Source organism: Mucilaginibacter achroorhodeus (assembly GCF_007846095.1).
GTDB lineage: Bacteria > Bacteroidota > Bacteroidia > Sphingobacteriales > Sphingobacteriaceae > Mucilaginibacter > Mucilaginibacter achroorhodeus.
In genome coordinates this window covers 143,221-166,799 of record NZ_VOEI01000003.1, presented here as the reverse complement: position 1 = coordinate 166,799, position 23,579 = coordinate 143,221, and the positions used below count along the sequence as shown (strand labels likewise).

The 23,579-nt window shown below is 42.6% G+C and carries 20 protein-coding genes; 9 read left to right on the top strand and 11 right to left on the bottom strand.

What is annotated here, in order from left to right; translation table 11 throughout:
* Positions 1–7: 7 nt before the first annotated feature.
* From htpG to FPZ42_RS10465, 3 genes are all read left to right on the top strand, one after another.
* Positions 8–1,891: a molecular chaperone HtpG gene (gene htpG, locus FPZ42_RS10475; RefSeq protein WP_146271099.1), complete on the top strand. Its 1,884-nt coding sequence runs from the start codon at positions 8–10 to the stop codon at positions 1,889–1,891.
* Between the two features lie 242 nt (positions 1,892–2,133).
* On the top strand, positions 2,134–2,649 hold the full coding sequence (locus FPZ42_RS10470; protein ID WP_146271097.1) for a DUF4251 domain-containing protein: 516 nt from the start codon (positions 2,134–2,136) through the stop codon (positions 2,647–2,649).
* 29 nt (positions 2,650–2,678) lie between these two features.
* The gene (locus FPZ42_RS10465) at positions 2,679–2,954 is read left to right on the top strand and encodes a hypothetical protein (protein WP_146271095.1); all 276 of its coding nucleotides are present in this window, start codon (positions 2,679–2,681) and stop codon (positions 2,952–2,954) included.
* A 21-nt stretch (positions 2,955–2,975) separates the two neighbouring features.
* On the opposite strand, the gene FPZ42_RS10460 is transcribed toward FPZ42_RS10465, so the two are convergent.
* The 11 genes from FPZ42_RS10460 to FPZ42_RS10410 all read right to left on the bottom strand — a co-directional run bounded on the left by FPZ42_RS10460 (position 2,976) and on the right by FPZ42_RS10410 (position 15,438).
* Entirely contained in the window at positions 2,976–3,896 is a 921-nt protein-coding gene (locus FPZ42_RS10460; protein ID WP_146271093.1) for a sugar phosphate isomerase/epimerase family protein, read from the bottom strand.
* Between the two features lie 109 nt (positions 3,897–4,005).
* The gene (locus tag FPZ42_RS10455) at positions 4,006–6,606 is read right to left on the bottom strand and encodes an MGH1-like glycoside hydrolase domain-containing protein (RefSeq protein WP_146271091.1); all 2,601 of its coding nucleotides are present in this window, start codon (positions 6,604–6,606) and stop codon (positions 4,006–4,008) included.
* Positions 6,607–6,612: 6 nt separating this feature from the next.
* A complete protein-coding gene (locus FPZ42_RS10450) occupies positions 6,613–7,683 on the bottom strand; it encodes a dipeptidase (protein WP_146271089.1) in 1,071 nt (356 codons plus the stop codon).
* Positions 7,684–7,704: 21 nt separating this feature from the next.
* Positions 7,705–8,817 (bottom strand): D-TA family PLP-dependent enzyme, encoded by a 1,113-nt coding sequence (locus tag FPZ42_RS10445; protein ID WP_146271087.1) that lies wholly within the window; start codon positions 8,815–8,817, stop codon positions 7,705–7,707.
* 14 nt (positions 8,818–8,831) lie between these two features.
* Entirely contained in the window at positions 8,832–9,296 is a 465-nt protein-coding gene (locus FPZ42_RS10440; RefSeq protein WP_146271085.1) for a RidA family protein, read from the bottom strand.
* Positions 9,297–9,384: 88 nt separating this feature from the next.
* Positions 9,385–10,488, bottom strand: a complete 1,104-nt coding sequence (locus FPZ42_RS10435) for a hypothetical protein (RefSeq protein ID WP_146271083.1) — start codon at positions 10,486–10,488, stop codon at positions 9,385–9,387.
* Positions 10,489–10,577: 89 nt separating this feature from the next.
* Positions 10,578–11,366, bottom strand: coding sequence for a hypothetical protein (locus FPZ42_RS10430; RefSeq protein WP_146271081.1), 789 nt, complete (start codon positions 11,364–11,366; stop codon positions 10,578–10,580).
* Positions 11,367–11,386: 20 nt separating this feature from the next.
* On the bottom strand, positions 11,387–12,937 hold the full coding sequence (locus tag FPZ42_RS10425) for a phosphatase PAP2 family protein (RefSeq protein ID WP_146271079.1): 1,551 nt from the start codon (positions 12,935–12,937) through the stop codon (positions 11,387–11,389).
* Between the two features lie 8 nt (positions 12,938–12,945).
* Complete coding sequence (locus FPZ42_RS10420; RefSeq protein ID WP_146271077.1) at positions 12,946–13,884, bottom strand: transporter; 939 nt, start codon at positions 13,882–13,884, stop codon at positions 12,946–12,948.
* 181 nt (positions 13,885–14,065) lie between these two features.
* Entirely contained in the window at positions 14,066–14,623 is a 558-nt protein-coding gene (locus FPZ42_RS10415) for a hypothetical protein (RefSeq protein ID WP_146271075.1), read from the bottom strand.
* A gap of 113 nt (positions 14,624–14,736) precedes the next feature.
* Positions 14,737–15,438, bottom strand: coding sequence for a class I SAM-dependent methyltransferase (locus FPZ42_RS10410; RefSeq protein ID WP_186458740.1), 702 nt, complete (start codon positions 15,436–15,438; stop codon positions 14,737–14,739).
* Between the two features lie 35 nt (positions 15,439–15,473).
* Between FPZ42_RS10410 and FPZ42_RS10405 the strand changes: the two genes are divergently transcribed.
* The 6 genes from FPZ42_RS10405 to smc all read left to right on the top strand — a co-directional run bounded on the left by FPZ42_RS10405 (position 15,474) and on the right by smc (position 23,533).
* Positions 15,474–16,313, top strand: a complete 840-nt coding sequence (locus FPZ42_RS10405; protein ID WP_146271073.1) for an MBL fold metallo-hydrolase — start codon at positions 15,474–15,476, stop codon at positions 16,311–16,313.
* Positions 16,314–16,506: 193 nt separating this feature from the next.
* The gene (locus FPZ42_RS10400) at positions 16,507–17,367 is read left to right on the top strand and encodes a sigma-70 family RNA polymerase sigma factor (protein ID WP_078348167.1); all 861 of its coding nucleotides are present in this window, start codon (positions 16,507–16,509) and stop codon (positions 17,365–17,367) included.
* 50 nt (positions 17,368–17,417) lie between these two features.
* Complete coding sequence (gene nfi / locus FPZ42_RS10395) at positions 17,418–18,125, top strand: deoxyribonuclease V (RefSeq protein WP_146271071.1); 708 nt, start codon at positions 17,418–17,420, stop codon at positions 18,123–18,125.
* Positions 18,126–18,444: 319 nt separating this feature from the next.
* A complete protein-coding gene (locus FPZ42_RS10390; RefSeq protein WP_146271069.1) occupies positions 18,445–19,107 on the top strand; it encodes an ATP-binding cassette domain-containing protein in 663 nt (220 codons plus the stop codon).
* A gap of 5 nt (positions 19,108–19,112) precedes the next feature.
* Positions 19,113–19,898, top strand: coding sequence for a PhzF family phenazine biosynthesis protein (locus FPZ42_RS10385; protein ID WP_146271067.1), 786 nt, complete (start codon positions 19,113–19,115; stop codon positions 19,896–19,898).
* An 89-nt stretch (positions 19,899–19,987) separates the two neighbouring features.
* Entirely contained in the window at positions 19,988–23,533 is a 3,546-nt protein-coding gene (gene smc, locus FPZ42_RS10380; RefSeq protein WP_146271065.1) for a chromosome segregation protein SMC, read from the top strand.
* Positions 23,534–23,579 lie beyond the last annotated feature (46 nt).

Genomic DNA, 23,579 nt, shown 5'->3' with positions numbered 1-23,579 from the left:
CAATACAATGCAAGAAAAAGGAACCATCTCGATACATACCGAGAACATTTTTCCCATCATTAAAAAATTCTTATACTCTGATACCGAGATATTTCTGCGCGAACTGGTATCAAATGCGGTAGATGCAACACAAAAAATAAAACGGCTTGCCGCCCTTGGTCAGTACAAAGGCGAACTTGGCGACCTGCGCGTTGAAGTTGCATTTGATGCCCACAAAAAGACCATAACCATATCTGATAATGGTATTGGTATGACGGCCGAAGAGATCAAAAAGTACATCAATCAGATAGCTTTCTCAGGAGCTACCGAGTTTATGGAGAAGTTTAAAGAAGCTAAAGACGCCAATGAGATCATCGGTCGTTTTGGTTTGGGCTTCTACTCTGCCTTTATGGTTGCCGATAAGGTTGAAATTGAAACTTTAAGCTACCAGGATGGTGCTACCCCTGCCCACTGGGTTTGTGATGGCAGCACTGAGTTTGAAATTAGCGACGGTAACCTGGAAGAACGTGGTACCGAAATTACCTTGCACATCAATGCAGAGTCTGAGGAGTTCCTGAACGAACACAGGTTGCAAGAAATTCTTGACAAATACTGTAAATTCCTGCCTGTGCCTATTAAATTTGGCACCAAAGAAGACAGCGTTGAGGAAGGTGTTGACGACGAAGGTAAAACCAAATACACAACGGTTACTGTTGACAATATTATCAACGATACCAACCCCATCTGGACAAAATCTCCTAACGAGTTAAAGGACGAAGATTACCTAAAATTCTACAAAGAGCTTTATCCATTCAGCCAAGATCCATTGTTCTGGATCCACCTGAATGTAGATTATCCGTTCAACCTTACTGGTGTTTTGTACTTCCCCAAGGTTAAAAACGATTTCGAATTTCAAAAAAACAAGATCAAATTGTTCTCTCGACAGGTATTCATTACCGAAGAGGTGAAAGATATTGTGCCTGAATTCCTGATGCTGTTGCACGGTGTTATCGATTCACCGGACATTCCGCTGAACGTATCGCGTAGCTTCTTACAGGCCGATAGCAACGTAAAGAAGATAAACAGCTACATCACCAAAAAAGTTGCTGACAAGCTTGCTGAGCTATTTAAAAACGACCGCAAAGCCTATGAAGATAAATGGAGCGATATTGGTTTATTTGTAAAATACGGCGCTATCAGCGATGAGAAATTTTATGATAAAGCCAAAGATTTCGTTCTGTTAACCAATACGGCTAAAGAAAATTTTACTTTGCCCGAGTACAAAGAAAAAGTTGAAGGTACACAAACAGATAAAGATGGACAGTTAGTTTACATCTACACTAACGATGCCGATAAGCAGGATTCGTTCATCCAATCGGCCAACAAAAAGGGTTACGATGTTTTACTGATGAACTCTCCTATCGATAACCACTTCATTAGTCAGTTAGAGCAAAAGCTGGAGAAAACTTCGCTTAAGCGGGTTGATGCTGATGTTGCCGATAAGCTGATCAAAAAAGATGATGCGCCTGAACACGTGTTAACAGAAGAACAAACCAAACAGGTGAAAGAGATATTCGACAAGGCCATTAACAAACCGGCTTACCGTGTTGAACTGGAAAGTCTGCACCCTGATGAGTTACCTGTCACCGTTACCATGGATGAGTTTATGCGCCGCATGAAAGATATGGCAGCTATGGGTGGTGGCATGGGCTTCTATGGCAACATGCCTGATAACTACAAAGTTATTGTAAATGGCAACCATAAACTGATCAGCCGCATTCTGAACAACGAAAACACTGACGAACAAGCTCAATTGGCTAAACAAGCGTTTGACTTAGCTTTACTATCACAGGGATTGCTTACAGGCGCCGAGCTAACCGAATTTGTTAATAGAAGCGTTAATTTGATATAATACTTTTCAGGATAATTAAGGAAAATTAGACACAAAAGCTACTCGTCGACCGGCGGGTAGCTTTTTTTATTATTTATTATTTATGGAATTGCGATTCGGCCTGCATCTTGTAGTAAAAAAATGTACTAATTATGAACTGCAAAGTCGTTATAAACTCAGGTTAATTATCGGTTATTAATTTAAACCTAAACAGCCAACTATAGTCTAATAAATAATTAAGTCATCTTTATAAAGCATTTACAATGAAACGCTTATTAATCATATTCTCTGTCGTATTATCGGCGTTGTTCTGTATTACACAAGTTAATGCGCAAACAACAAAGCCAACCAAAAAGGAACTTAAGGCACAGGAAGTAAAAAATCTGGTAGAGTCGAAAAACTTTGTTTTTAAAGCAACCTTTATGTACCCTATGGGTGGTGGCCAACGTTACCTTGATCGCATCTACGATCTTACCATCGCACCAGACACAGTAACGTCCTTTCTGCCCTTTTTCGGGGTAGCTTACATGAATACTGGTTACACTCCAAACGATGATGGCGGAATAAAATTTACATCAACTAAGTTTGATTATAAGGTGGATAATCTTAAAAAAGGTGGATATCGCATTTTTATCAAGCCAAATGACATTACCAACAGAACGCAAATGTATTTGGAGGTTTATCCTACCGGTTACGCAAATCTTTCTGTTGTTAGCGTTAACAAACAAAGTATTCGTTATGATGGCATAGTTGCAGAAAGGCCAAAACCTAAAAGCTGATACAAGCGTTCAACTTAAAAAGGTTTATTATGTTAAAGATAGATATCCCGCAAACAGGAAGCCCGGCGTTTACAGCTGCGGCCTTTGATCAATTTGATTTACCGACCCCGCCGAATGGTACCGATGCTGAAATAAACGGTGACGTGGTTTTGCTATTTGAAGATGAGGAAGAGGCTGTTGACTATTTGGATGAGTTGGAAGATTACTCTGCAAGCCTTGATAACGATGCCGATGCTAAACCATATTTAAATGCACTAATAAACACTATCAGAAATGATGAATTTGTACAGGCTTATCTTCGCTAAGCCTGTACAAATTGCATATTATTAAATATTGATATTTTTATTGATGTATTGTATGCTTGCGGCTGCGCTGGCAAATGCATCTTTAGGCATATCATGCTCAACAAAAAAACTTTGCATACCGGCAATTGAAGCAGCAGCAAAAACCGGTTTAAAATCAAGCGTACCACTACCAACAGGCATTATGTTTTCTCGGCTTGCATCGAGGTCTTTAACATGCCATAATGGGAAACGGCCGGGATGAGCCTTAAATAATTCGACAGGATTTTTACCCGCCTTCATCGCCCAGGCAAGATCAAGCTCCATTTTAACTTTCTTAGGATCGGTTTCTGAAAGTAGCAGGTCATACGGCACGCTTCCGTCTACCGCTTTAAATTCCATGTCATGATTATGGTAAGCAAATTGCAAACCGGCTTTGGCCGCTGCTTCACCCGTCTTGTTTAAAACAGCGATCGATTGCTTGATCTCCTCGGTAGTACCGGTTGGCGTCATAGCACACAAAAGATATTTCAACCCGCCTTCTGCTGCTTCGTCAACCAGCTGCTGCATATTATCGGTAAGGTTAAGCATTGGAGGTATTACCATTGGCTTACCATCAGGCCCTGCCGGCATTTTAGCACCTGCCGGCAACTTAAATGGCGCGCCAAGCACATGGTGCGATTTCCAGGTCAGGCCGAGGTCATTAGCTAATGTTTTAAATTCCTTCGGTTTAAAGCCATAGTAGCCACCCTTTTTGCTGAATGCCGATTCCAGTTCTCCATAACCCATCGCTTTGATCTTAGTTAAGGTGCCTTTCACATCATCATCAATTATATTAAAAAATGTAAATAATTGTATGCCTATAGGATGTTTTGCAAATAACGAAGATGCGTTTGCTGATAATACGGCGCTACTAAGTGCAAGTGTACCTGTGCTTTGTAAAAACTTGCGTCTGTTTAAACTCATAATTGATTTAGTGTTTGTTTATTACTTGGTAAGTAAATCTAAATCAATAATTTGAAGAAAAGAAATTTAATGTGTCCTTAGTACACAATTATTTAGACACTATTTTATCCTACTGATACAGACAGTTTGCGATCAAACCCGTCCATCCAGTTTGATGTGATGCACCTAAGCCACGCCCCGTGTCACCGTCAAAAAACTCGTAAAATAAAATATTGTCCTTAAAATTAGGGTCTGTTTGTACCTTTTCGGTAGTACCGTTAGCAGGCCGGTGACCATCTGCATTGTTAAGGAACAAATTGGAAATACGCCTGTAGATCTCGTTTGCAACTTGATTCAAATTCATCATATTGCCTGATCCGGTTGGACATTCCACCTGAAAATCGTCGCCATAAAATTCATGGTAAGTGTTAAGGCTTTGGATCAACAGATAGTTGAGCGGTACCCACACAGGGCCGCGCCAGTTACTATTGCCACCAAACATTGTCCCATCGCTATCGCCCGGAGTATATTTAATGCTAAAGAGGTTACCATCAATAGTGATGCTGAACGGATGTTCGAGATGATATTTAGACAAGGAACGTATACCGTATGGACTCAAAAATTCATTCTCATCAAGCATGTAGCTTAATAACCCTTTCATCCTATGCCCACGCAGTAAACTGATCAGGTGCTTGCCGTTTGCGCTTCGCTCGTCCCACCGGGAAACCAGCGCTGCCAGATCCGGCCGGTTATCTTTGAACCATTCCAGCCTGTCGGCAAAGATCGGATTGCTGCTGATGTCCGCATCATCTAACACTTCAGCAGCAAACATTGGTATTAAACCTACCATACTTCGAATACGCATTTTTAATGCGCTGCCATCAGGCATCCGCAACTGGTCGTAAAAGAAGTTGTCCCCTTCATCCCACAAACCTGCCTGACCACCCTCTCCCAGGCTCGACATCGCTTCGGCTATGTAAATAAAATGCTCGAAATATTTAGAAGCTATATCCCGGTAAGCTTTATTGGCCTGGGCAAGCTCCGCAGCAATGCCTAACAGGTTCAACGAAAACATAGCCATCCAACTTGTGCCATCAACCTGCTCAAGGTGTGCGCCGTTTGTAAACTTAGTGTTGCGGTCTAATACGCCGATATTATCCATCCCCAAAAAGCCGCCCTCAAATATGTTGTTGCCTACCTCATCTTTACGGTTAACCCACCAGGTAAAGTTTAGCATAAGCTTATGGAAGATGCGCTCTAAAAAGAAGGTATCGCCCACGCCGCCGTTAGCTTGTTTGTCCTGCAGATATATTTTCCAGGTAGCCATGGCATGTACCGGTGGATTAGCATCGCCAAAATCCCATTCGTATGCAGGTAGCTGTCCGTTGGGGTGCATGTACCAATCTCTTATTAACAGGCTCAACTGATTTTTAGCAAAAGCCATATCAATTCCGGCCAAAGCAATGCAATGGAATGCAAGGTCCCACGCGGCAAACCAGGGATACTCCCATTTATCAGGCATGGAAATAATGTCGCCACGGTTGTTAAAGTGCTGCCATTTGCTGTTACGCGCGTGCAAGCGGCTTTGAGGTGGAGCAGGTTCTCCGGGGTCGCCCTTCAACCATTGATGAACATCGTAATAATAAAATTGCTTGTTCCAAAGCAGACCAGCGTAGGCTTGCCGTCTTATCATCGCTTTTTCTGGAGCGTTTTTGGCAGGTAACAAGTTGTTGTAAAACTCATCCGCTTCCGCCTCGCGGGCGGTGAAGAGGTCGTCAAAATCTTTAAAATTAGCGCCTTCATTTGCTGTCAACCTCAGTCTGATCACTTTGCTTTCGCCGCCGGCGACTTCAATATCGTAATTGTAAGCCGCACGCGTTCCAACTTTTGCTTTGTTAACTGTATCAGATTGGTTAACGATATGATCATTTATTCCATCCTTGTAGTATTCCTGTTTGCTATTGATCCCACCAAAGCGGACGATGTTGGTTTCGTTTTCACAAAAGAGTGTTTCTGTGTTGCCTTCTGCTAAAAGACTGTGTATGTCAAGATCTTTATGTATGATGTTTATGCTACCATTACTATCACTTAATTGCGGCTTGTAATCATCATAGCCCCAATCCCATGTATTGCGAAACCAGATAGTTGGCAGCACATTTAGCCTGGCGGCTTGCTTGCCGCGATTGGTAACAATTATTTTGATCAGGATGTCGTCTATACCAGCTTTTGCGTACTCTACCTGCAGATCAAAATATTCATCGTTATCAAAAATACCGGTATCAATAATTTCAAATTCCGGTTTGTTGCGATCTCGTTTTCGGTTCTCTGCCACCAATTGATCGTACGGAAATGCCTGCTGGGGATACTTATACAGCATTTTCATATACGAGTGGGTAGGCGTATTATCTAAATAATAGTATAGCTCCTTTACGTCTTCGCCGTGATTACCTTCGGCATTGCTTAACCCAAAAAAACGTTCTTTGATAATATGGTCTTGCTTGTTCCAAAACGCTACTGAGAAGCAAAGCAATTGCTTTAGATCACAAATACCTGCAATCCCCTCCTCTCCCCAACGGTATGCTTTACTGCGGGCCATATCATGAGTGATGTAGTTCCAGGCGTCGCCGTTAGCACTGTAATCTTCCCGCACGGTACCCCACTGGCGGTCGCTAACGTAAGGTCCCCAACGCTTCCATCCGGTAGTTTTTAATCGGTCGGCTTCTGCACCCATAATATCTTATTTCCAGGCGTTACGTAGAAAACGTAGCCAGTTGCCATACATCATATTTTCAATATCTGTTTGGCTGTATCCTCTTTTTAATAAAATACCAGGTACTTTTTGCAGGTCTGCGATGGTTTCCAAGTCGTATGGACATTGCTCCCTGCCAAAAGCACCATCCAAATCGGTGCCCATGCCTACATGCAAAGCGTTACCGGCAATCTGGCAAATGTGGTCTATGTGATCGGCCATCACTTCCAAATTACAATTCATTTGTTTAGGATCTGATTGTCCTCTAACCCATCCTGGTACCATCATCCAGGCATCTAAGGCTGCGCCTATAACAGCGCCGCGGTTTATCAATGCCCTTATCATTTCGTCGCTATACTGGCGGTTATGATTAACCAGTGCGCGGCAATTATTATGGCTTGCCCAAACATAGCCGCCAAAATTATCCAGCGCCTGCCAAAAAGCATCATCGCACAGATGAGTGGCATCTAAGATGATGTTCAGCCGCTCCATTTCTTTAAGTAGTTGCAGGCCGTTATCACCCATCACCCCCGTTGCATCGGTTCCGTTGGCATAACGCCCCGGCCCGTAATGCGCGGGGCCTAAAGCCCTAAGTCCATAATTGTATGCCGTTTGCAAGTAGGAAACATCCACGATGGAATCTGCCCCTTCTAAGCTTAAGATATAACCTATCGGCTTATTAGTACTGTCATTATCATTTTGCCACAGGCTTACATGCGACTCTAAAGATGCAAGATCATTTATCTGCACCATTTCGCCCGCATCCTCCATGGCTTTGTACCAAGCAAGTTGCCCCTGGGTTTGCGCCCATGCCTGTTGCGGCGAATGCCACCCGGGCAAATGATTATTAGGCGCAACGTAACGACCTAACTGCGTTGCAACCACCAACCCTATCTTTCCCTTCCTCAACTCCGGCAAGGCCACAACGGCTTTAGCCCTGTCTGGTTTGTCAGTTAAACCAACTTCACGCGCATTGATGGCGGCAACCGGTTGTGTCAGGTCGCGGTTCCACTCAAGAGCGTTCATGCTTAGGTCTAAGTGTGCATCTATCGTGAACATATCTTTTGAATCGCTCGAATATTAAATGTTTATCTTTCTATCTCTTGCAATGATTTTCCACTCACCTGAAATGATACTATCTTCGACGGTGAGAGCCCTTTCATACAGTGCTACCGAAGGGCAAACATGAAAAGGCAGACCATACAACACATCGCCAACTTTATAGTTATGACCAGCGCCGGCATCAGCTACAAGATGCTCTTCGCTGTGGCTCACAAATTTCAGTTCTGGCGCGTTAAGGAAAAAAACGCGTTCGTTAAGCGGGCGCTCTGCAGACACTGATTTGTGGCCAAGATCAATACATATCTTAGCTTCATCAGGTAATGAAATTACGCGTGCTATCAACAAAGCAGCCGGTTTAAAGGGCTGTTCGGGGTAGGCATCACCATAGCCTTTATCCCAATACACAAAAGTACCGGGACTAAGCTCTGCATCTTTAATTTCTTTTATGATGGGCATAGTTGGCGAACCTCCGGCTATTAGCAGTGGCTTTTCGAAGCCCTGTTTTTGCAAATCTTTAGTTAATTGAAGAACAGGCTGCATCGCTTCATCCGAACGTTTCCGTCTTACCTCAAAATCACTATCATGGATGTGGCCGTCGTAAGCATGCAAGCCTTTCAAAGACAAACCAGGTAAGGCGTTACAACGCGAATATAACGCCAACGCATCTACAGACTTTATGCCTGTGCGGTTCATACCAATATTCAGATCAATAAAAACGGGGATGATCAGATTGTTAGCGATTGCCTGTTCAGAAATTTCAAGTGCGGATTGTTCATTATCCACCAAACAGGAATATTGAGTATCCGGATAAGTTTTTATCACCTCGATAAACCGCTTAAGCTTTGGTCCCGCCGGTTGGTAAGCTAAGAGTACATCCTTAGCTCCGGCCATGCCCAACATTTCTGCTTCGGCAATAGTGGCGCATTTAAACTTGATTATACCTTTCCGGATCATCAATTTAGCAGCAGCAGCGCTTTTATGGCTTTTAGCATGCGGTCTCAAACGTGCTACATCATCAACCATCGCTTTCAAAAGATCAATATTGTAGCTCACCCTTTCAGGATACACAACAAGTGCAGGTGTATCTAATTCATCAACTTTATCAATGATATACCAATCAGGATTTTCCATAGGATATGCTACGTTTAAACCAGTTCAAATAGCGCTTCTATCTCAACAGGAATATTATCCGGTAATGATCCCATACCCACCGCACTGCGCACGCCAATACCATTTTCTTCGCCCCAAACTTGGGCAAACAATTCGCTTGCACCGTTAATGATGTAAGGATGGCGTTCAAAATCGGGCGTGCAATTAACCATGCCTAAAACCTTAATTACGCGTTTAATCCTATCCAGGCTACCCAGGTTTTCCTTGATGGTAGCCAGCATGGCCAAACCCACCTGCCTTGCAGCAAGCTTACCATTTTCCATATCGATAGTATCGCCTACACGACCAATGATAAGTGACCCGTCGTCCTGCACGGTGCCGTGGCCCGACAGATACAGATACTTACCATCAATTAAACATGGTTTATAAACACCAAGCGGTTTTGGCGCCGGCGGAAGGCTTAAGCCTGTTTCTTTGAAGTTTTGTTCAGCAGAGTTCATGGCGGTAAAGCTATTATTTTTACCATCAAATACCAGTCATAAACAAAAAAAGCCGGGAACCACCCCGGCTTTTATAGAACCAATATAATTAAAACTTAAAGGACACACCGAAATTGATAGAGTAATCCGCAAAAGCTGCGTCACCTATCACATAAGTGCCTGTTTTCGCCGAATTCTCTTTATCAGTTACACTTTGCTGGCGGTTTCTTTTCAAAGCAACAGGAACGCTCGCAAAAAGGTTAACTCTCTTCAAACTGTAGTTTAACGAAGGCTCAACCGATATGATGTAGCCGGGACGACGGAAACCATCACTTTTCCCGATCAGGTCGCGCACCGGGATACCCTCCATACGGCCACCAACTGATGCGGTGAGTGCGCTGAACGAACCATTAAAGGTATAATTTACTCCTAATCGCGCCAGGTATTGATCCGGCACACTCATGATGCTTTCATTAGCAAGTAGCGGGCTTAATGTTTCGCGGTAAGTACGCGTGCCGTTTGTGTTACGCGGGTTGGCCATATAATACAAATTGGTGTAACCGCTGAAACGTCCTCCCAGATGCAAAAAGCCATTTAACTCGGCTATTGCGCCTACTCCGCCGTCGCCTAATTGGATAGATTGATCTACCGGACGGTTCGACGGTGTTACGTTGTAAAAATAACTGTGATAATTATAATCTCCCGTAGGCAATTTAATACCTAAGCCAACCTGCAGGTTTCCGTTATGTGAGGTCCGCGGATCAAACAACCAGCGATAAGCAACAACGCGGGCATCGCCAAAACCATGTGAATACGACCTGTGGCGTTCTTTACCGCCGTGCTCATAAAGTGAGGATCGGATGTTTATGAGGTAAGGAATACCTACAGTAACAGACCAGAAGCGGTTGAAATTACGAGTAAGGCTCAGATCAATGGTATTTTGAAAGTTTACCACTTCGTTATGTAAGGTTTGACGTTGCTTTTGTTCTTCTGTACCTTTAAAGTGCTTGTAAGAGTGAAAGTAGCGGTAAGCTGATGTAAATACCCAGCTGCTTTCTTTGCCGGGAGTGATACTGCTATCAAGCATAGGATGTTCCATTACAGTGAATGCGCCTTTGCCGCTGATAGCTACACAGCCTTGTGCGTTTGCTGTTACATTGTTAAATATTATAAATATGATAGTGCCCGCAAGCACCTTGTAAATCAGTTTCATTTTGTGGGTTTTTAGGTAATAGAATGACAGGCAACCCTGAAGGATTGCAAAAAAGGTGATTGGTTGGTTGAAAGTCCCCCTCTAAAAAATCAGAATTTTTTTGATAAGAACGGTATTGTGAGATTTGAAGAAACTTGTTTTAATGAGAGCCATAAGGCTATCAAAGTGCCGTAGCTACCACCGCGCTCTATCCATTCAAATATCTCGTACCTGGGATAAAATAGTTCGGTTGCAGCTTTCCATATAATAAAAATGAGGATCAGGTTGCGGATAGGCTTAAACAACACCAGCACAGCGGCCGTTATCTCGAAAACTCCTGCCATTTGCGCCACTTTAGCCGGTTCTGTAAAGCCGAGCGATGCATATTGCCCAAGCAGACTTTTCTTTTGCAAGAGATTAAGCCAGCCGTGTCCTATCAATAACAAAAAACCAACTGTTTTAAGGCAGTTATAAACCCGCGCCATGGTCTTGGCGTCAACTTCGGCCGCAGGATCTATAAGCTCAAACAAATTTTTAAAGCTCTTAATTCCTCCTGACAGGATAAGCATAGCCAGCGGTGCGCCGAAGTTGCCGGCCCTTTCAATGAACTCCGCAAAAGGCTCGCCTGATGCGGGGCGCAGAAATGCTGTTAACGTTCCCCATACAACCAGCCAAAGCGCAATTGCCCGCATCGGCCTGAAAAGCATGATCAAACCCAAAGCGATATCCGCAGCTCCTACCCACGGCATTAGGGCATAGGCCGCTTTCGTGCCTATGCCAAACACCGCAAAATAATTGCACCAAATCTGCTTAGTAATAATACCGAATGAACCATGGCCAATAAAACACATGGCTATGGCTATTCGTAATACGTAATGGATCTTTTGCTCAGTCTTCATCACCCTGCACTTATATTTTATTAGTTAGCACCATCTGTTTTAGCGCGAGCTATTGCATATTCGCCTACTTTGATACCGGTTTTTAAGCCAACTTCGCAGTCACTGCGGTAGTGAATAGCGCCGTATAATCTTGACATCGCAGCCTCGTTCGCCATTGCCATAAAGTCGTCTTTACGCTCCGGCACCAGGTAGCCTAAAATAGTGGCAGCTGCGCCGCTAAAGTTAGAGTGTCCAGATGTATATGACGGGAAGTTTGGCACGCCGGTAAGGGTCTTTATATCAAGCATATATTGGCAAGGGCGAGGATTAAAGTAGGCGTACTTGGCATCCCAGCATACTATTGCTGCATCCATTTCGGCCATGTTCAATAATGCAAAGTTACGTGCCCAGCGCACTTCGCTTAAATTATGTTTTACAAACTCCTCAGCAGCTATGGTGTTCCAGTGTCCCGGAGGTGTAACTGTACCTACGCCATCTGCCCAAAATGCTACAATGCGCTCGTGTTCGCGGCTGCGGTTCATGCTCATTTGCAACACTTCGTCCGCTTCTTTTTTGAACTCAGGCGAGCTTGTAGAGTATGGCGGAGCCGGGCGCAAAGCAACAACAGTCTCAGGAGCAAATAAGAATGGTGTAACTTTTGTGAACAATGGCAACATTGGCGGGCGTTTTGGCAACTCTAAACTTATCCATGGGATTTGGCCCGTTGCTTTTGTATCTGCTTCCAGTTTATCCCATATTTCTTTCGTACCAATAGCTGCACCTGCTTTATCTGTTCGAGCGCGGGCTAAGAACACATCAGCAACCTGGCGACCTAAAGATTCACCTGCGTCCATATCAGAGCGGGCATTTGCACCAGCCATAATACGGTATAATTTTTCTTCAGCAGCTTTCTGGCGAATAAAATCCAGATCACCCGGGAAAAGTAACTCCATCATCTTAGCAGTAACCCCTGACACCACTGCATCCTCACTTGGGTAAGAAGGCAGGTCAGATTTTGGCACTAAAGCATTAATTGCCGCATCAGTTTTGTAGGGCGCAGGGCGGTTATATTGTTTTTTAAATTTCCAGGCTTGTACCAGTGCGTCGTATTGAGCAGCACTTACATAAGCATAAGCACGGGCAGCGTAAGGCGGATTAGCAAAAGGAAATAATGGATAAGCTAAAGGGTTGGCAGCACTTGGAGCCGGGTAAGTACCACCATCTTTTTGATAAGGCGGTAAGTTGTGTTTAGCAACCAGATCGCGTAAAATCTCGTTCCAGCGAAGTACTGATCCTGCGCTCCAGTAAGTGATAATGTCTCGCTGTTCCTTTGTTAAGTTGCGCTGATAGCTTTTAATTTCGTTAAGATCGGCAAGATAATTTGGCGAAGTCACAGCATCGGGTGCAGTAACGGTAAATGTAGAAGAGCTGGTCAGAATAGGTTTCCAGGTATCAGCGTTTAGGTCTAAGTTAGCTGGTGCTAACGCCGGGAACTCCATGTTCCGCTCAACAATTTCTTTTTTACAAGATGATGTAAGTACCGATACCGCCGCAAACATCACTGGTAATATATGTAGTAAATTCTTTTTCATCTGTAATATTATTTATCTGATTTTTCTCCTTTGGTTGAGAATACGTAGTAAACACCGCCAAACACGCCTAAATTCTGTCCGTAATTACGGCCGTGCAATACCCAACTGCCGCCTGCCGTAAACTCAAGACCCGGTATCGACTGGAACATGTACTTAAAAATGCTGCCTACCGCCGTTGCCTGCATATTGTTGCTTGGGAATGGCATGTTGTTTTTGGTGATATCGAAACCACCAATGGTATTCATGTGCGTAAGCGTTACCTCGGCATTAAATTTTAAGCTGCGGTAACCTGTACTGAATAAAAAATTGGTCATGTTTGGCATTGCAACCTGATTGGTGTAATGCATCTCTGTTGTGAAGTAAGAATCACGATCGATAGTAATATTATCGCGGCGAACGTATTGCCCTGCGCCGGCAACAAAGAACCTGCCTACCTGGTAATTTAATAAGCCTCTAACAGCAATGCTTTTGCTGCGCATACCTATAGAAAGTGGAAGGTAATCTGCCTGGTAATTGCCAACCGGTATATTGCCTGATACAATAGCATGTAAGCTAAGTAAACCCGTGCCAACCTCCTGCTTTACAGCCATCCATTTAAACGCAAGGCTTATGTCCTGAAAACCCTGCTGTCCGCGTAGTGTACCCGCAGAAACATTGGTTTTAACATACGGTACCATAAAAAGTAAATTGATGCGGTTGCTTAAACCGTAGTTACCGCCAAGGGCATATACGTTGCTGCTCACAGTACCAAGGTTAAGATTATCGCGTCTAAAGGTGCCTTCCCAGTAGTGGTCCCAGCTATTATGGGTGTAAACGCCGGCTGCACAAAAGTAATTTTTAGGTATCATCAACGCGTCTGACTCGGTTTGAGCCTTAGCTGTTTGGCTTAAAGCCATTACAGCAAACGCACTGATACAATACTTTATATATTGTAAAGTTTTATTCATAAGGGTTTAAAGTAATCGGGATAAAAAGTATCAATAAACACCGGCCGCCAAAAAATCTCACAAATTTGATGGCCGGTGCTTAATTGTATTCTGCGTTATGCATATACATCTGACACGTTACGACAAAACGTGACGTAGCATTGTGCCTAAGCAGACGAAAAAATCTTTATATAATTATTAATCAACCAATAAGTTGATTGGGCGGCTTGCCCGGAGATTCGATGTATGGATGGGTTAATACAGAAGATATAAGATTTCCCCTTTGTAGAGAAGGATCATTAAAATTCAGAAAATTTACCTGGGTGACCGGTACATTGTATTCTGATACCGGAGAACTTAGTTTTTTAGCTGATGGCTCCTGCCCTTTCTTAGTTAAAGGCGCATCACTTACATTTTTGGCTATAATGGTGTTAGCCTCAAATAATTTGTTCTTTACTTCGTTGGCCACACAAACAAGGTACATGGTATCCCTGGTCATCTTAACGCCAACATAATTGTAGAAACCGTTTTTTAATTGAACTTGTCCTTGAACTTTTTCATAATCCGGCCAGTCTTGAATGCCCGGCGTGTGAACAGGAACTTTTATTTGCACAAGTTGAGTAGCATCAACCTTGTTTTCGTAGATCTGTTTAACGATCTGCTGCTCGGATCGATGGATGAAATACTCGAAGATAACGGTATACCCACCTGCATTAAACAGATGTACGCTTAGTAGCAATATAGCCAGAAATCTTCTCAACTTTTAGTTATTATTTAGGGTATAACTCCGTAAAAATATCTATTTAAATGGATATAACAAATTTTTTACATCTTTTTTCAAGAAAAGAAACTACTGAAACACAACCAACTAAACTATTCCTTATAGCTTACAGGTGTAAGCTTTACAAGATATTGGTCCATATCATCAGTATACAATACCTCACTAATCCATTCTTCTTCTAAAGCTATTCGCTTTAGTGTCTCATTATCAACATAAAGCCATTTGAACCAATCTGTTTTCTTCCCTTTATAAACATATTGATAAGATATTTCGCCGTAATAATCATCGTTTTGTGGTGGTTGGCCATCATAAAGGTAGGCAACGTCAGATGAGTCGAACAGTAAACATCCGCTGGATTTAAGCAGCGTTTTGGCATGCCGTAAAAATCTACGTAAACCGTCTAAGGTTCCGCATAAGCCAATGCCATTCATCAGCAGCAACAAAGTGTCATATTGCTGATGGCTAAGTTCGAAGATATCCCTTGCGAAGGCTTGTTTCACACCGCGTTGTTGCATAATGGCAACTGCCAGGGGTGAAATATCCAATGCCGTAACATCAATGCCTTTATCTTGAAGCATAAGGGCGTGGCTGCCCGCACCTGCACCAATGTCTAATACTGAACCCTTACATTTTTCCAAAGCAATCAATTCCAGATCAGGCATCTCGGCCTCATCCCGAAAATAAACATCAACCGGCATTTCCTCTTTAGGGCCATATTTGTTTTTTATCCAAAGTTTATGCTTGCGGTTATGTTTGTAATGGTCAAAAAGCGCTTGTCCGAAAATGTCATTCACGCTGCAAAGATATTTTTTCCTATAATTGGTACGCTATGAAACTACATACTATAGATACCGGTTTTTTTAAATTGGATGGCGGCGCGATGTTTGGCGTAGTACCGAAATCTCTTTGGCAGAAAACTAACCCTGCCGACGATAAGAACCTGTGCACCTGGGCCATGCGGTGTCTATTGGTTGAGGACGGAGACAGACTGATATTGATAGATACCGGGATAGGCAATAAACAGGACGAAAAGTTCTTTAGCCATTATTATCTGCATGGCACAGATACTATAGACAGTTCATTAGCAGCCAAAGGTTTTAACCGAAATGACATAACAGATGTGTTCTTAACTCACCTGCATTTTGACCACGTTGGTGGTGCTGTGGAGCATATAAATGGCAACCTCACCCCTGCTTTTAAAAATGCCACTTACTGGAGTAACGCACAGCATTGGGAATGGGCGGTTAATCCAAATGATCGTGAAAAAGCATCATTTCTTAAAGAGAATATTTTGCCAATACAGGAAAGCGGACAGCTAAAGTTTATTGAAGCACAGGATGGTGTAACTTTCACCAACGATGTAAAGATACGTTTCGCTTATGGACATACTGATGCCATGATGTTGCCACAGATAAGCTACAAAGGAAAACAAATCTTATATATGGCAGATCTGCTTCCATCTGTAGGGCATATACCTCTCCCATACGTAATGGCATACGATATGTTCCCGATGAAGACACTTGATGAGCGAAAACACTATTGGAAAGAAGCTGTAGACAATGAATACATATTGTATTTAGAACACGACCCTGTAATTGAATGCTGCACTTTGCAGCAAACTGAAAAAGGAATTAAGTTAAAAGATACCTTTATGCTTAAAGATTTGTAACTTGTGCCTATAAACCGAAATAACGAGGATATCTTGTTAACCACAAAAATTATTCCAAATTTAACGTACTAAAATATTTTCTCATTTTAGGGTAAAATACTGGTTTTCTTATAGTAAAACTGGTTTTTTAACAAACAAATGCGTACTTTTGCACGTTCAATTCTAAATCAAAGAATCGAGGCTAATTAAATAGATGAGACAACTCAAAATAACTCAATCAATTACCAATCGTGAGTCACAATCCCTTGACAAATACTTACACGAAATTGGTAAAGTTGACCTGATAACTGCCGAAGAAGAAGTAATCTTAGCACAGAAAATTAGAGAAGGCGACCAGGCCGCATTAGAACGTTTAACAAAAACAAACCTTCGTTTTGTGGTATCGGTAGCTAAACAATATCAAAACCAGGGACTTACCTTGGGCGACCTTATTAACGAAGGTAACTTAGGCTTAATAAAAGCTGCAAAACGCTTTGACGAAACTAAAGGCTTCAAATTTATTTCCTACGCTGTATGGTGGATACGCCAGTCGATATTACAAGCTATTGCTGAGCAAAGCCGTATCGTACGTTTACCATTGAACCAGGTTGGTTCGTTAAGCAAGATCAGCAAAGCTTTTTCAAAATTAGAGCAAGAATACGAACGTGAGCCATCACCAGAGGAGCTTGCAGACATATTGGAAACTACGGTGGATAAGATATCTGATACACTTAGTAACAGCGGTCGTCACGTATCTATGGATGCACCGTTTGTACAGGGTGAAGAAAATACACTCTTAGATGTATTGGAAAACCAGGAGCCAAATACCGACTCTATCCTGATCAACGAATCGCTATCAGAAGAGATCAAACGTTCACTATCTACTTTAACGGAGCGCGAGCGCGAGATAATTGTATTGTTTTTTGGTTTAGGTTCTAACCATCCGTTATCTCTTGAAGAGATAGGTGAGAAATTCAACCTTACCCGTGAACGGGTTCGCCAGATAAAAGATAAGGCTTTACAACGCTTAAGGCATACATCGCGAAGCAAGATATTAAAATCATATTTAGGTTAACATACAAAGCCTCCCTTAAACAAGCGGAGGCTTTTTTATGTTAAATTGAAATGGAAGACCCAAGCGGTTACGAGCATTTCACTCCAGCCGACGCAATTGCTCATCAGCAAGAGTTGCGTAAACAGATCAGCATTAAGGAACTGACCTCGCCCATTCGTACCATCGCGGGTGCTGATGTATCGTTCAACAAAAATTCAGAAGTTTTATATGCCGGTATTGTGGTTTTTACGTATCCCGAATTGAAGATTATAAGCACAGCAACTGCAATAGCGCACACAACTTTTCCCTACATATCCGGACTGCTGGCTTTCAGAGAAGTGCCCGCACTCTTTAATGCCTGGAATAATCTTGTTATCAAACCTGACCTGCTGGTGTTAGATGGCCAGGGTATAGCACATGAACGCCGTATGGGCATAGCCACGCATTTTGGATTAATAACTACCATACCTACTATTGGCAGTGCTAAAAGCAGGCTCTACGGTAATTTTAATGAGCCTGCTGATAAACCCTTTGCCGAAAGCCCGATGTATCATAATAATGAACAAGTTGGTGTGGCCTTACGAAGCAAAGTGCGTTGTAACCCCATTTATATTTCGCCGGGGCATAATATCAGTATCCGGCAAAGCGTTGATGTGATTAGAAACTGCATTCGTGGTTACCGCATACCAGAACCAACCAGGCAAGCGCATTTTTTAGTTAACAAAATAAGGATTGAGCACGGTGATGGGACAGCTAAGCAACCGGGTTTGTTTGATTAATACCTTGCCTTCATGAACAAAACGCTTACTCTTGTCTGGTATTTTTATCGGCCGGTAATGGTTGTCGATCTCATTTTTACAGCAATTTGTTTAGTAAGTTTATTAAAGATCGGGGTTTGTTTTTTTATAAACACGCTGATCATTAAAGCATTGGGTTACGCGGCAATGTTATTTTATAAAAATTATTTTGGCAGCAAAACTTACATGTTTTACCGCAACGCCGGATATAGCATAAGCCGGATGTACGTGTACGCATGTAGCTGCGATCTTGCAATATATGTCGTTATAATAGCTCTTTTATTCTCATTTATTCCTCAGCATGCGCATCTTAAAGGTTGATAGCGTACAAATGGAATATCAAGGCCGCAAAATATTGCGTGACGTGCACCTTACATGTAAGCAGGGCGAAATTGTTGGTTTATTAGGCCGCAATGGCTGCGGCAAATCAAGCTTGCTTAAAGTAATCTTCGGCATAGTTAAACCTGCTTATAGCTATGTTGCAATTGATGGGCATGCCATCGGTAAAGGCTATCATGGCAACCAAATGGCTTATCTGCCGCAAGATCATTACCTACCCAAGAGCATAAATATACATCAATTAGCAAAATTTATTGTCGATCCCCAATTATGGCCTTCGTTTGAGCAATTACCGATATTTGAAATCTGTAGAGATAAAAAGGCCAACGAGTTATCCAGTGGTCAGTTACGACATTTCGAAACCATGATGGTGGTTCATAGCAAAGCTGATTTTATTTTGCTGGATGAGCCGTTCACACACATCTCACCTTTGCAAGCCGACGAGTTAAAGGAAGCTATGCGAAATTGCGTCAAAACAAAAGGCATAATTATAACCGACCATCAATACTACAATATTTTGGAAGTAAGCGACAAATTAAAATTACTTGATAACGGCTGCACAAAACACATTACCGATAATGAACAATTAGTCAGTTACGGCTATCTTAGCGGTATCAATCGTTAAAAGTTATGACTATACCCATTTACCAAGCAGATGCATTTACTAACAAGCTTTTTGGTGGTAATCCCGCTGCAATATGTCCGCTTGAGGAATGGCTGCCCGATAACGTGATGCAGAAAATAGCGCTGGAGAATAATTTGGCCGAGACTGCTTTTTTTGTAAAGAATGGTAATGGTTACTTACTGCGCTGGTTTACGCCCGAGTTGGAGATTGATCTTTGTGGTCACGCTACGCTGGCCACAGCCCACATCTTATTTACCGAATTAGGTTACGCGGGTGATGCAATCAACTTTGACACCGTTAAGACAGGTACATTAATAGTTACGCGCGATGGTGAAAAATATTCTATGAATTTCCCTTCGCGTCCTCCGTTTGCAGCCGACATACCTGAAGGTTTGATAAACGCCTTGGGCGGAAATCAACCTAAAGAAGTTTTGCGCTCACGCGACTACTTTCTGGTTTACGAAACCGAGGATGAGATAACGAATATGATTCCGGATCACGCTTTACTTGCTAAAATTGATACTTTAGGGGTAATTGTTACGGCACAGGGTAAAGATATTGATTTCGTATCCCGCTTTTTTGCACCAGCCGCCGGTGTGCCCGAAGATCCGGTTACAGGTTCAGCGCATTGCAACCTGATTCCTTACTGGGCAAATAAACTTGGTAAAAACAGCTTGCATGCCTACCAGGTTTCCTCACGCAAGGGAGAACTATGGTGCGAATTGAAAGGCGACAGGGTAATAATGGCAGGTAAAGCAGTAACCTATCTGCGGGGAAGTATAGAAATTTGATGCGGCGAACGTTTTAGCTTTCTCCTTTCAGCTTTAACCTTAAATAGCTATATTAAGCTTTTGTTTTTTAGCAGTACTTGTCCTGATTAATGCAACTTACTCAATTAGAAATCAAGGGGTTTAAGAGTTTCGGCGATAAGATCACCATTAATTTTAATGAGGGTGTTACAGCTATTGCAGGCCCAAACGGCTGCGGCAAAAGCAACGTTGTCGACGCTATCCGCTGGGTTTTGGGTGAGCAAAGTACACGTATGCTACGGTCTGAAAAGATGGACAACGTTATTTTCAACGGTACCAAAACCCGTAAAGCCGCTAACCTTGCCGAGGTATCACTAACGTTTGATAATACAAAGAACATCCTCCCTACTGATTTTTCGCAGGTTACGCTCACACGCAGATTGTACCGTAGTGGCGAGAGTGAGTACCGCCTCAATGATGTGCAGTGCCGCCTAAAGGATATTACAGACCTTTTTATGGATACCGGTGTTGGTGCCGACTCCTACTCTATCATCGAGTTAAGAATGATAGATGAGATAATCAACAACAAGGAAGGATCTCGCCGTAATTTATTCGAAGAAGCGTCGGGCATTTCAAAATATAAGCTTCGCAAAAAACAAACCTTTAACAAGTTAAAAGATACCGAAGCCGATCTTGAACGTGTTGAGGACCTCCTGTTTGAGATTGAGAAAAACCTTAAAACGCTTGAGAATCAAGCAAAAAAAACCGAACGTTATTATCGTTTAAAAGAGCAGTACAAAACGTTGAGTATATCCCTGGCTTCGTTCCGTATCGCCAATTTTAGTCGGTCTTTAGCGCAGATAGAGGAAAAAGAGCAGGTACAAAAAGTAGAAAAAGCCGGTATTGTTACACAAATAGATACGTTGGAAGCCGAGCTTCAGAAAAGTAAGGTGGAAAGCATCACTAAAGAGAAAAACCTGGCTGCCCAACAAAAAGCCAGCAATGAATACACGGCTAAAATACGTGCGTACGAAAGCGAAAAACGCATTAAGAACGAGCAACTCAAACATCAGCAGGATAAAGAATCGCGTTTAAAGGATGAATTGGAGCGCGATAATACACAACACAAACACGTACAGTATAACATCAAGCGCCTTAACGAAGAAAAGTTACAGGAGGATGAAAACCTGCAGATCATTTCTGCCCGTGTACGGGAACTTAAAGAAGCGGTTGAAGAACTACGAGCGCAACAGGCTGAGGCCAGGAACGAACTGAATGAACTTAACGCGGTAAACAATCGTTTACAAAGCCAGGTTTATAAAGCCGAAAAGGATGTTGACATCCTTAATATACAACAACAGGCACTTGAGCAGGAAAGCCAGCGCAACGTAGAAGATACCACCAATAAAGAAACTGAACTTTCACACTTCAATACGGTTGTTGACGATCTCCAAACCCGGGTTGAAACCCTACAAAGCGAGTATGAGCTGGCTGTGGACGCGGAAAACAAACTACAGGAGCAAATTACGAAGACCGAAGCATCGGTTAAAACCGTTACTGAAAGCATTGCTGCGGATAGCCGTAAGCTGGATGCCAAACAGAACGAGTATAATTTGACTAAAAGTTTGGTAGACAACCTGGAGGGTTTCCCGGAGTCTATCCGTTTTTTAAAGAAAACCTCAGGTTGGGCTAAAACCATCACGCTTTTCAGCGATATTCTTTTTTGTAAGGAAGAGTTCAGGGTAGCGATAGAGAACTACCTCGAGCCGTTTATGAACCATTACGTGGTAAATAATTACAACGAAGCAATTGCCGCCATCAACCTGCTAAGCAATGCCGCTAAGGGGCGCGCGCAATTTTTCATCCTTGATAATTACGAAACCGACGCGCAATCCTCAGATACCAGCTTAATAGACTCTGCAGCTATTCCGGCACTATCAGTTGTTGAGGTAGACGAACGTTACAAACCGCTATGCACTCATCTGCTAAAAAATGTTTACCTCGTTAATGATCACAGCGAGCAGGATATTAACTCATTACCGTTGCCGGAAGGCGTTGTACTAATAGGAAAAAGCGGCAAATTCAATAAATCGCGCCATACCATGGCTGGCGGCTCAGTCGGTTTGTTTGAAGGAAAACGTATAGGCAGGGCAAAAAATCTTGATAACCTACTTAAAGAGATCAAACAATCCGAAACACGCATACAGAAATTAAAAAGTGAGTCTGAAGAATTAAACAGCAGGCTGGTAGCCTTAAAAGCATCAGGCAAGGCTAATGAGGTTCGCCAGAAACAATTTGAGCTTAATCAATTAAACACTGAGCTGGTTACAGTTAAAACCAAACAGGAACAATACCAAGCCTTTATTGAGAATAGCTTGAATCGTAAGCAAGCCATAGCAGATAAAATTGCCGGGATAAAAGATGAGATATTTAACCTTGGCCCTACCCTTTTAGATCTTAAAGAACAGAAGCAAACGCAAAATGAATTAATGCTGGAGAAGCAGGCTTTGTTCAATGAACTCAACGAAGTTGTAACTGTCCGTTCCAACGCCTACAACCAGGAGAATATCCGTTTTCACCAACAGCAAAATAAGGTGTCGGGTTTAGCAAAAGACCTTGATTACCGCGAAACGCAATTAGAGCACCTGGATACGCGCATAAGGCAAAATACTGCCGAGCTGGAGAAAGTGAAAGCGTTGATATTGGAAAATCTGCAACAAACCGGGGATAGCGACGAGAACCTGCTCGAAATGTACGAACAGAAAGAGTCTCTTGAAAAAGGCACCGCAGAAGCCGAACAGGAATATTACGCGTGGCGTAACTTAATCACCGAACGCGAGGCCGAAGTGACAAAACTTCGCCAGCAAAAAGATCGCACGGAAGCTGTAGAGAACGAACTTAAAGATGAGCGTAATAACCTAAAAATAGAACTGAATGCTCTTCGTGAACGTTTGTCGGTAGAGTTCAATATCGATATCAATGACCTGTTAGAAATTGAAGTAAATAAAGCCGATAACGAAGACGATATTCGTGAGAAGACTGAAAAAATGAAGCGCCAGCTCGATGATTTTGGTGCTATTAACCCTATGGCGGTTGAGGCATACAATGAGATGAACGAGCGCCATACTTTCATCCAAACGCAAAAGAAAGATCTCGCAGAAGCTAAAGCATCGTTACTGGCCACTATTCAGGAAATTGATGACACCGCCAAAGAGAAATTCATGAATGCCTTTGTATTGGTACGTGAGAACTTTATAAAAGTATTCCGCTCATTGTTCAATGAAGAAGACTCATGCGATCTTACACTTACCAATCCCGATAATCCGCTCGAGTCCGACATAGACATTATTGCACGGCCTAAAGGTAAGCGACCGCTATCAATCAACCAGTTATCGGGCGGGGAAAAAACGCTTACAGCTACAGCCATACTATTTTCGCTTTACCTGCTCAAGCCAGCACCCTTCTGTATTTTTGACGAGGTTGATGCTCCGCTTGATGACACAAACATTGATAAGTTTAACAACATCATCCGCAAGTTCTCTGCTGATTCGCAGTTTATCATTATTTCACACAATAAACGCACTATAGCTTGTACTGATATTGTTTACGGCGTAACTATGGTTGAGCAGGGTATATCCCGTGTTGTGCCGGTTGACCTGCGCGAATTTGCTGATTAACAAAAGAGGCCGAAGATTGATCTTCGGCCTCTTTTGTTAGTTTTAC

What these genes read in the sequence shown, in the direction of transcription:
- htpG (WP_146271099.1), top strand. Translation starts at nt 8, where the DNA reads ATGCAAGAAAAAGGAACCATCTCGATACATACCGAGAACATTTTTCCC.
- FPZ42_RS10470 (WP_146271097.1), top strand. Translation starts at nt 2,134, where the DNA reads ATGAAACGCTTATTAATCATATTCTCTGTCGTATTATCGGCGTTGTTC.
- FPZ42_RS10465 (WP_146271095.1), top strand. Translation starts at nt 2,679, where the DNA reads ATGTTAAAGATAGATATCCCGCAAACAGGAAGCCCGGCGTTTACAGCT.
- FPZ42_RS10460 (WP_146271093.1), bottom strand. Translation starts at nt 3,896, where the DNA reads ATGAGTTTAAACAGACGCAAGTTTTTACAAAGCACAGGTACACTTGCA.
- FPZ42_RS10455 (WP_146271091.1), bottom strand. Translation starts at nt 6,606, where the DNA reads ATGGGTGCAGAAGCCGACCGATTAAAAACTACCGGATGGAAGCGTTGG.
- FPZ42_RS10450 (WP_146271089.1), bottom strand. Translation starts at nt 7,683, where the DNA reads ATGTTCACGATAGATGCACACTTAGACCTAAGCATGAACGCTCTTGAG.
- FPZ42_RS10445 (WP_146271087.1), bottom strand. Translation starts at nt 8,817, where the DNA reads ATGGAAAATCCTGATTGGTATATCATTGATAAAGTTGATGAATTAGAT.
- FPZ42_RS10440 (WP_146271085.1), bottom strand. Translation starts at nt 9,296, where the DNA reads ATGAACTCTGCTGAACAAAACTTCAAAGAAACAGGCTTAAGCCTTCCG.
- FPZ42_RS10435 (WP_146271083.1), bottom strand. Translation starts at nt 10,488, where the DNA reads ATGAAACTGATTTACAAGGTGCTTGCGGGCACTATCATATTTATAATA.
- FPZ42_RS10430 (WP_146271081.1), bottom strand. Translation starts at nt 11,366, where the DNA reads ATGAAGACTGAGCAAAAGATCCATTACGTATTACGAATAGCCATAGCC.
- FPZ42_RS10425 (WP_146271079.1), bottom strand. Translation starts at nt 12,937, where the DNA reads ATGAAAAAGAATTTACTACATATATTACCAGTGATGTTTGCGGCGGTA.
- FPZ42_RS10420 (WP_146271077.1), bottom strand. Translation starts at nt 13,884, where the DNA reads ATGAATAAAACTTTACAATATATAAAGTATTGTATCAGTGCGTTTGCT.
- FPZ42_RS10405 (WP_146271073.1), top strand. Translation starts at nt 15,474, where the DNA reads ATGAAACTACATACTATAGATACCGGTTTTTTTAAATTGGATGGCGGC.
- FPZ42_RS10400 (WP_078348167.1), top strand. Translation starts at nt 16,507, where the DNA reads ATGAGACAACTCAAAATAACTCAATCAATTACCAATCGTGAGTCACAA.
- nfi (WP_146271071.1), top strand. Translation starts at nt 17,418, where the DNA reads ATGGAAGACCCAAGCGGTTACGAGCATTTCACTCCAGCCGACGCAATT.
- FPZ42_RS10390 (WP_146271069.1), top strand. Translation starts at nt 18,445, where the DNA reads ATGCGCATCTTAAAGGTTGATAGCGTACAAATGGAATATCAAGGCCGC.
- FPZ42_RS10385 (WP_146271067.1), top strand. Translation starts at nt 19,113, where the DNA reads ATGACTATACCCATTTACCAAGCAGATGCATTTACTAACAAGCTTTTT.
- smc (WP_146271065.1), top strand. Translation starts at nt 19,988, where the DNA reads ATGCAACTTACTCAATTAGAAATCAAGGGGTTTAAGAGTTTCGGCGAT.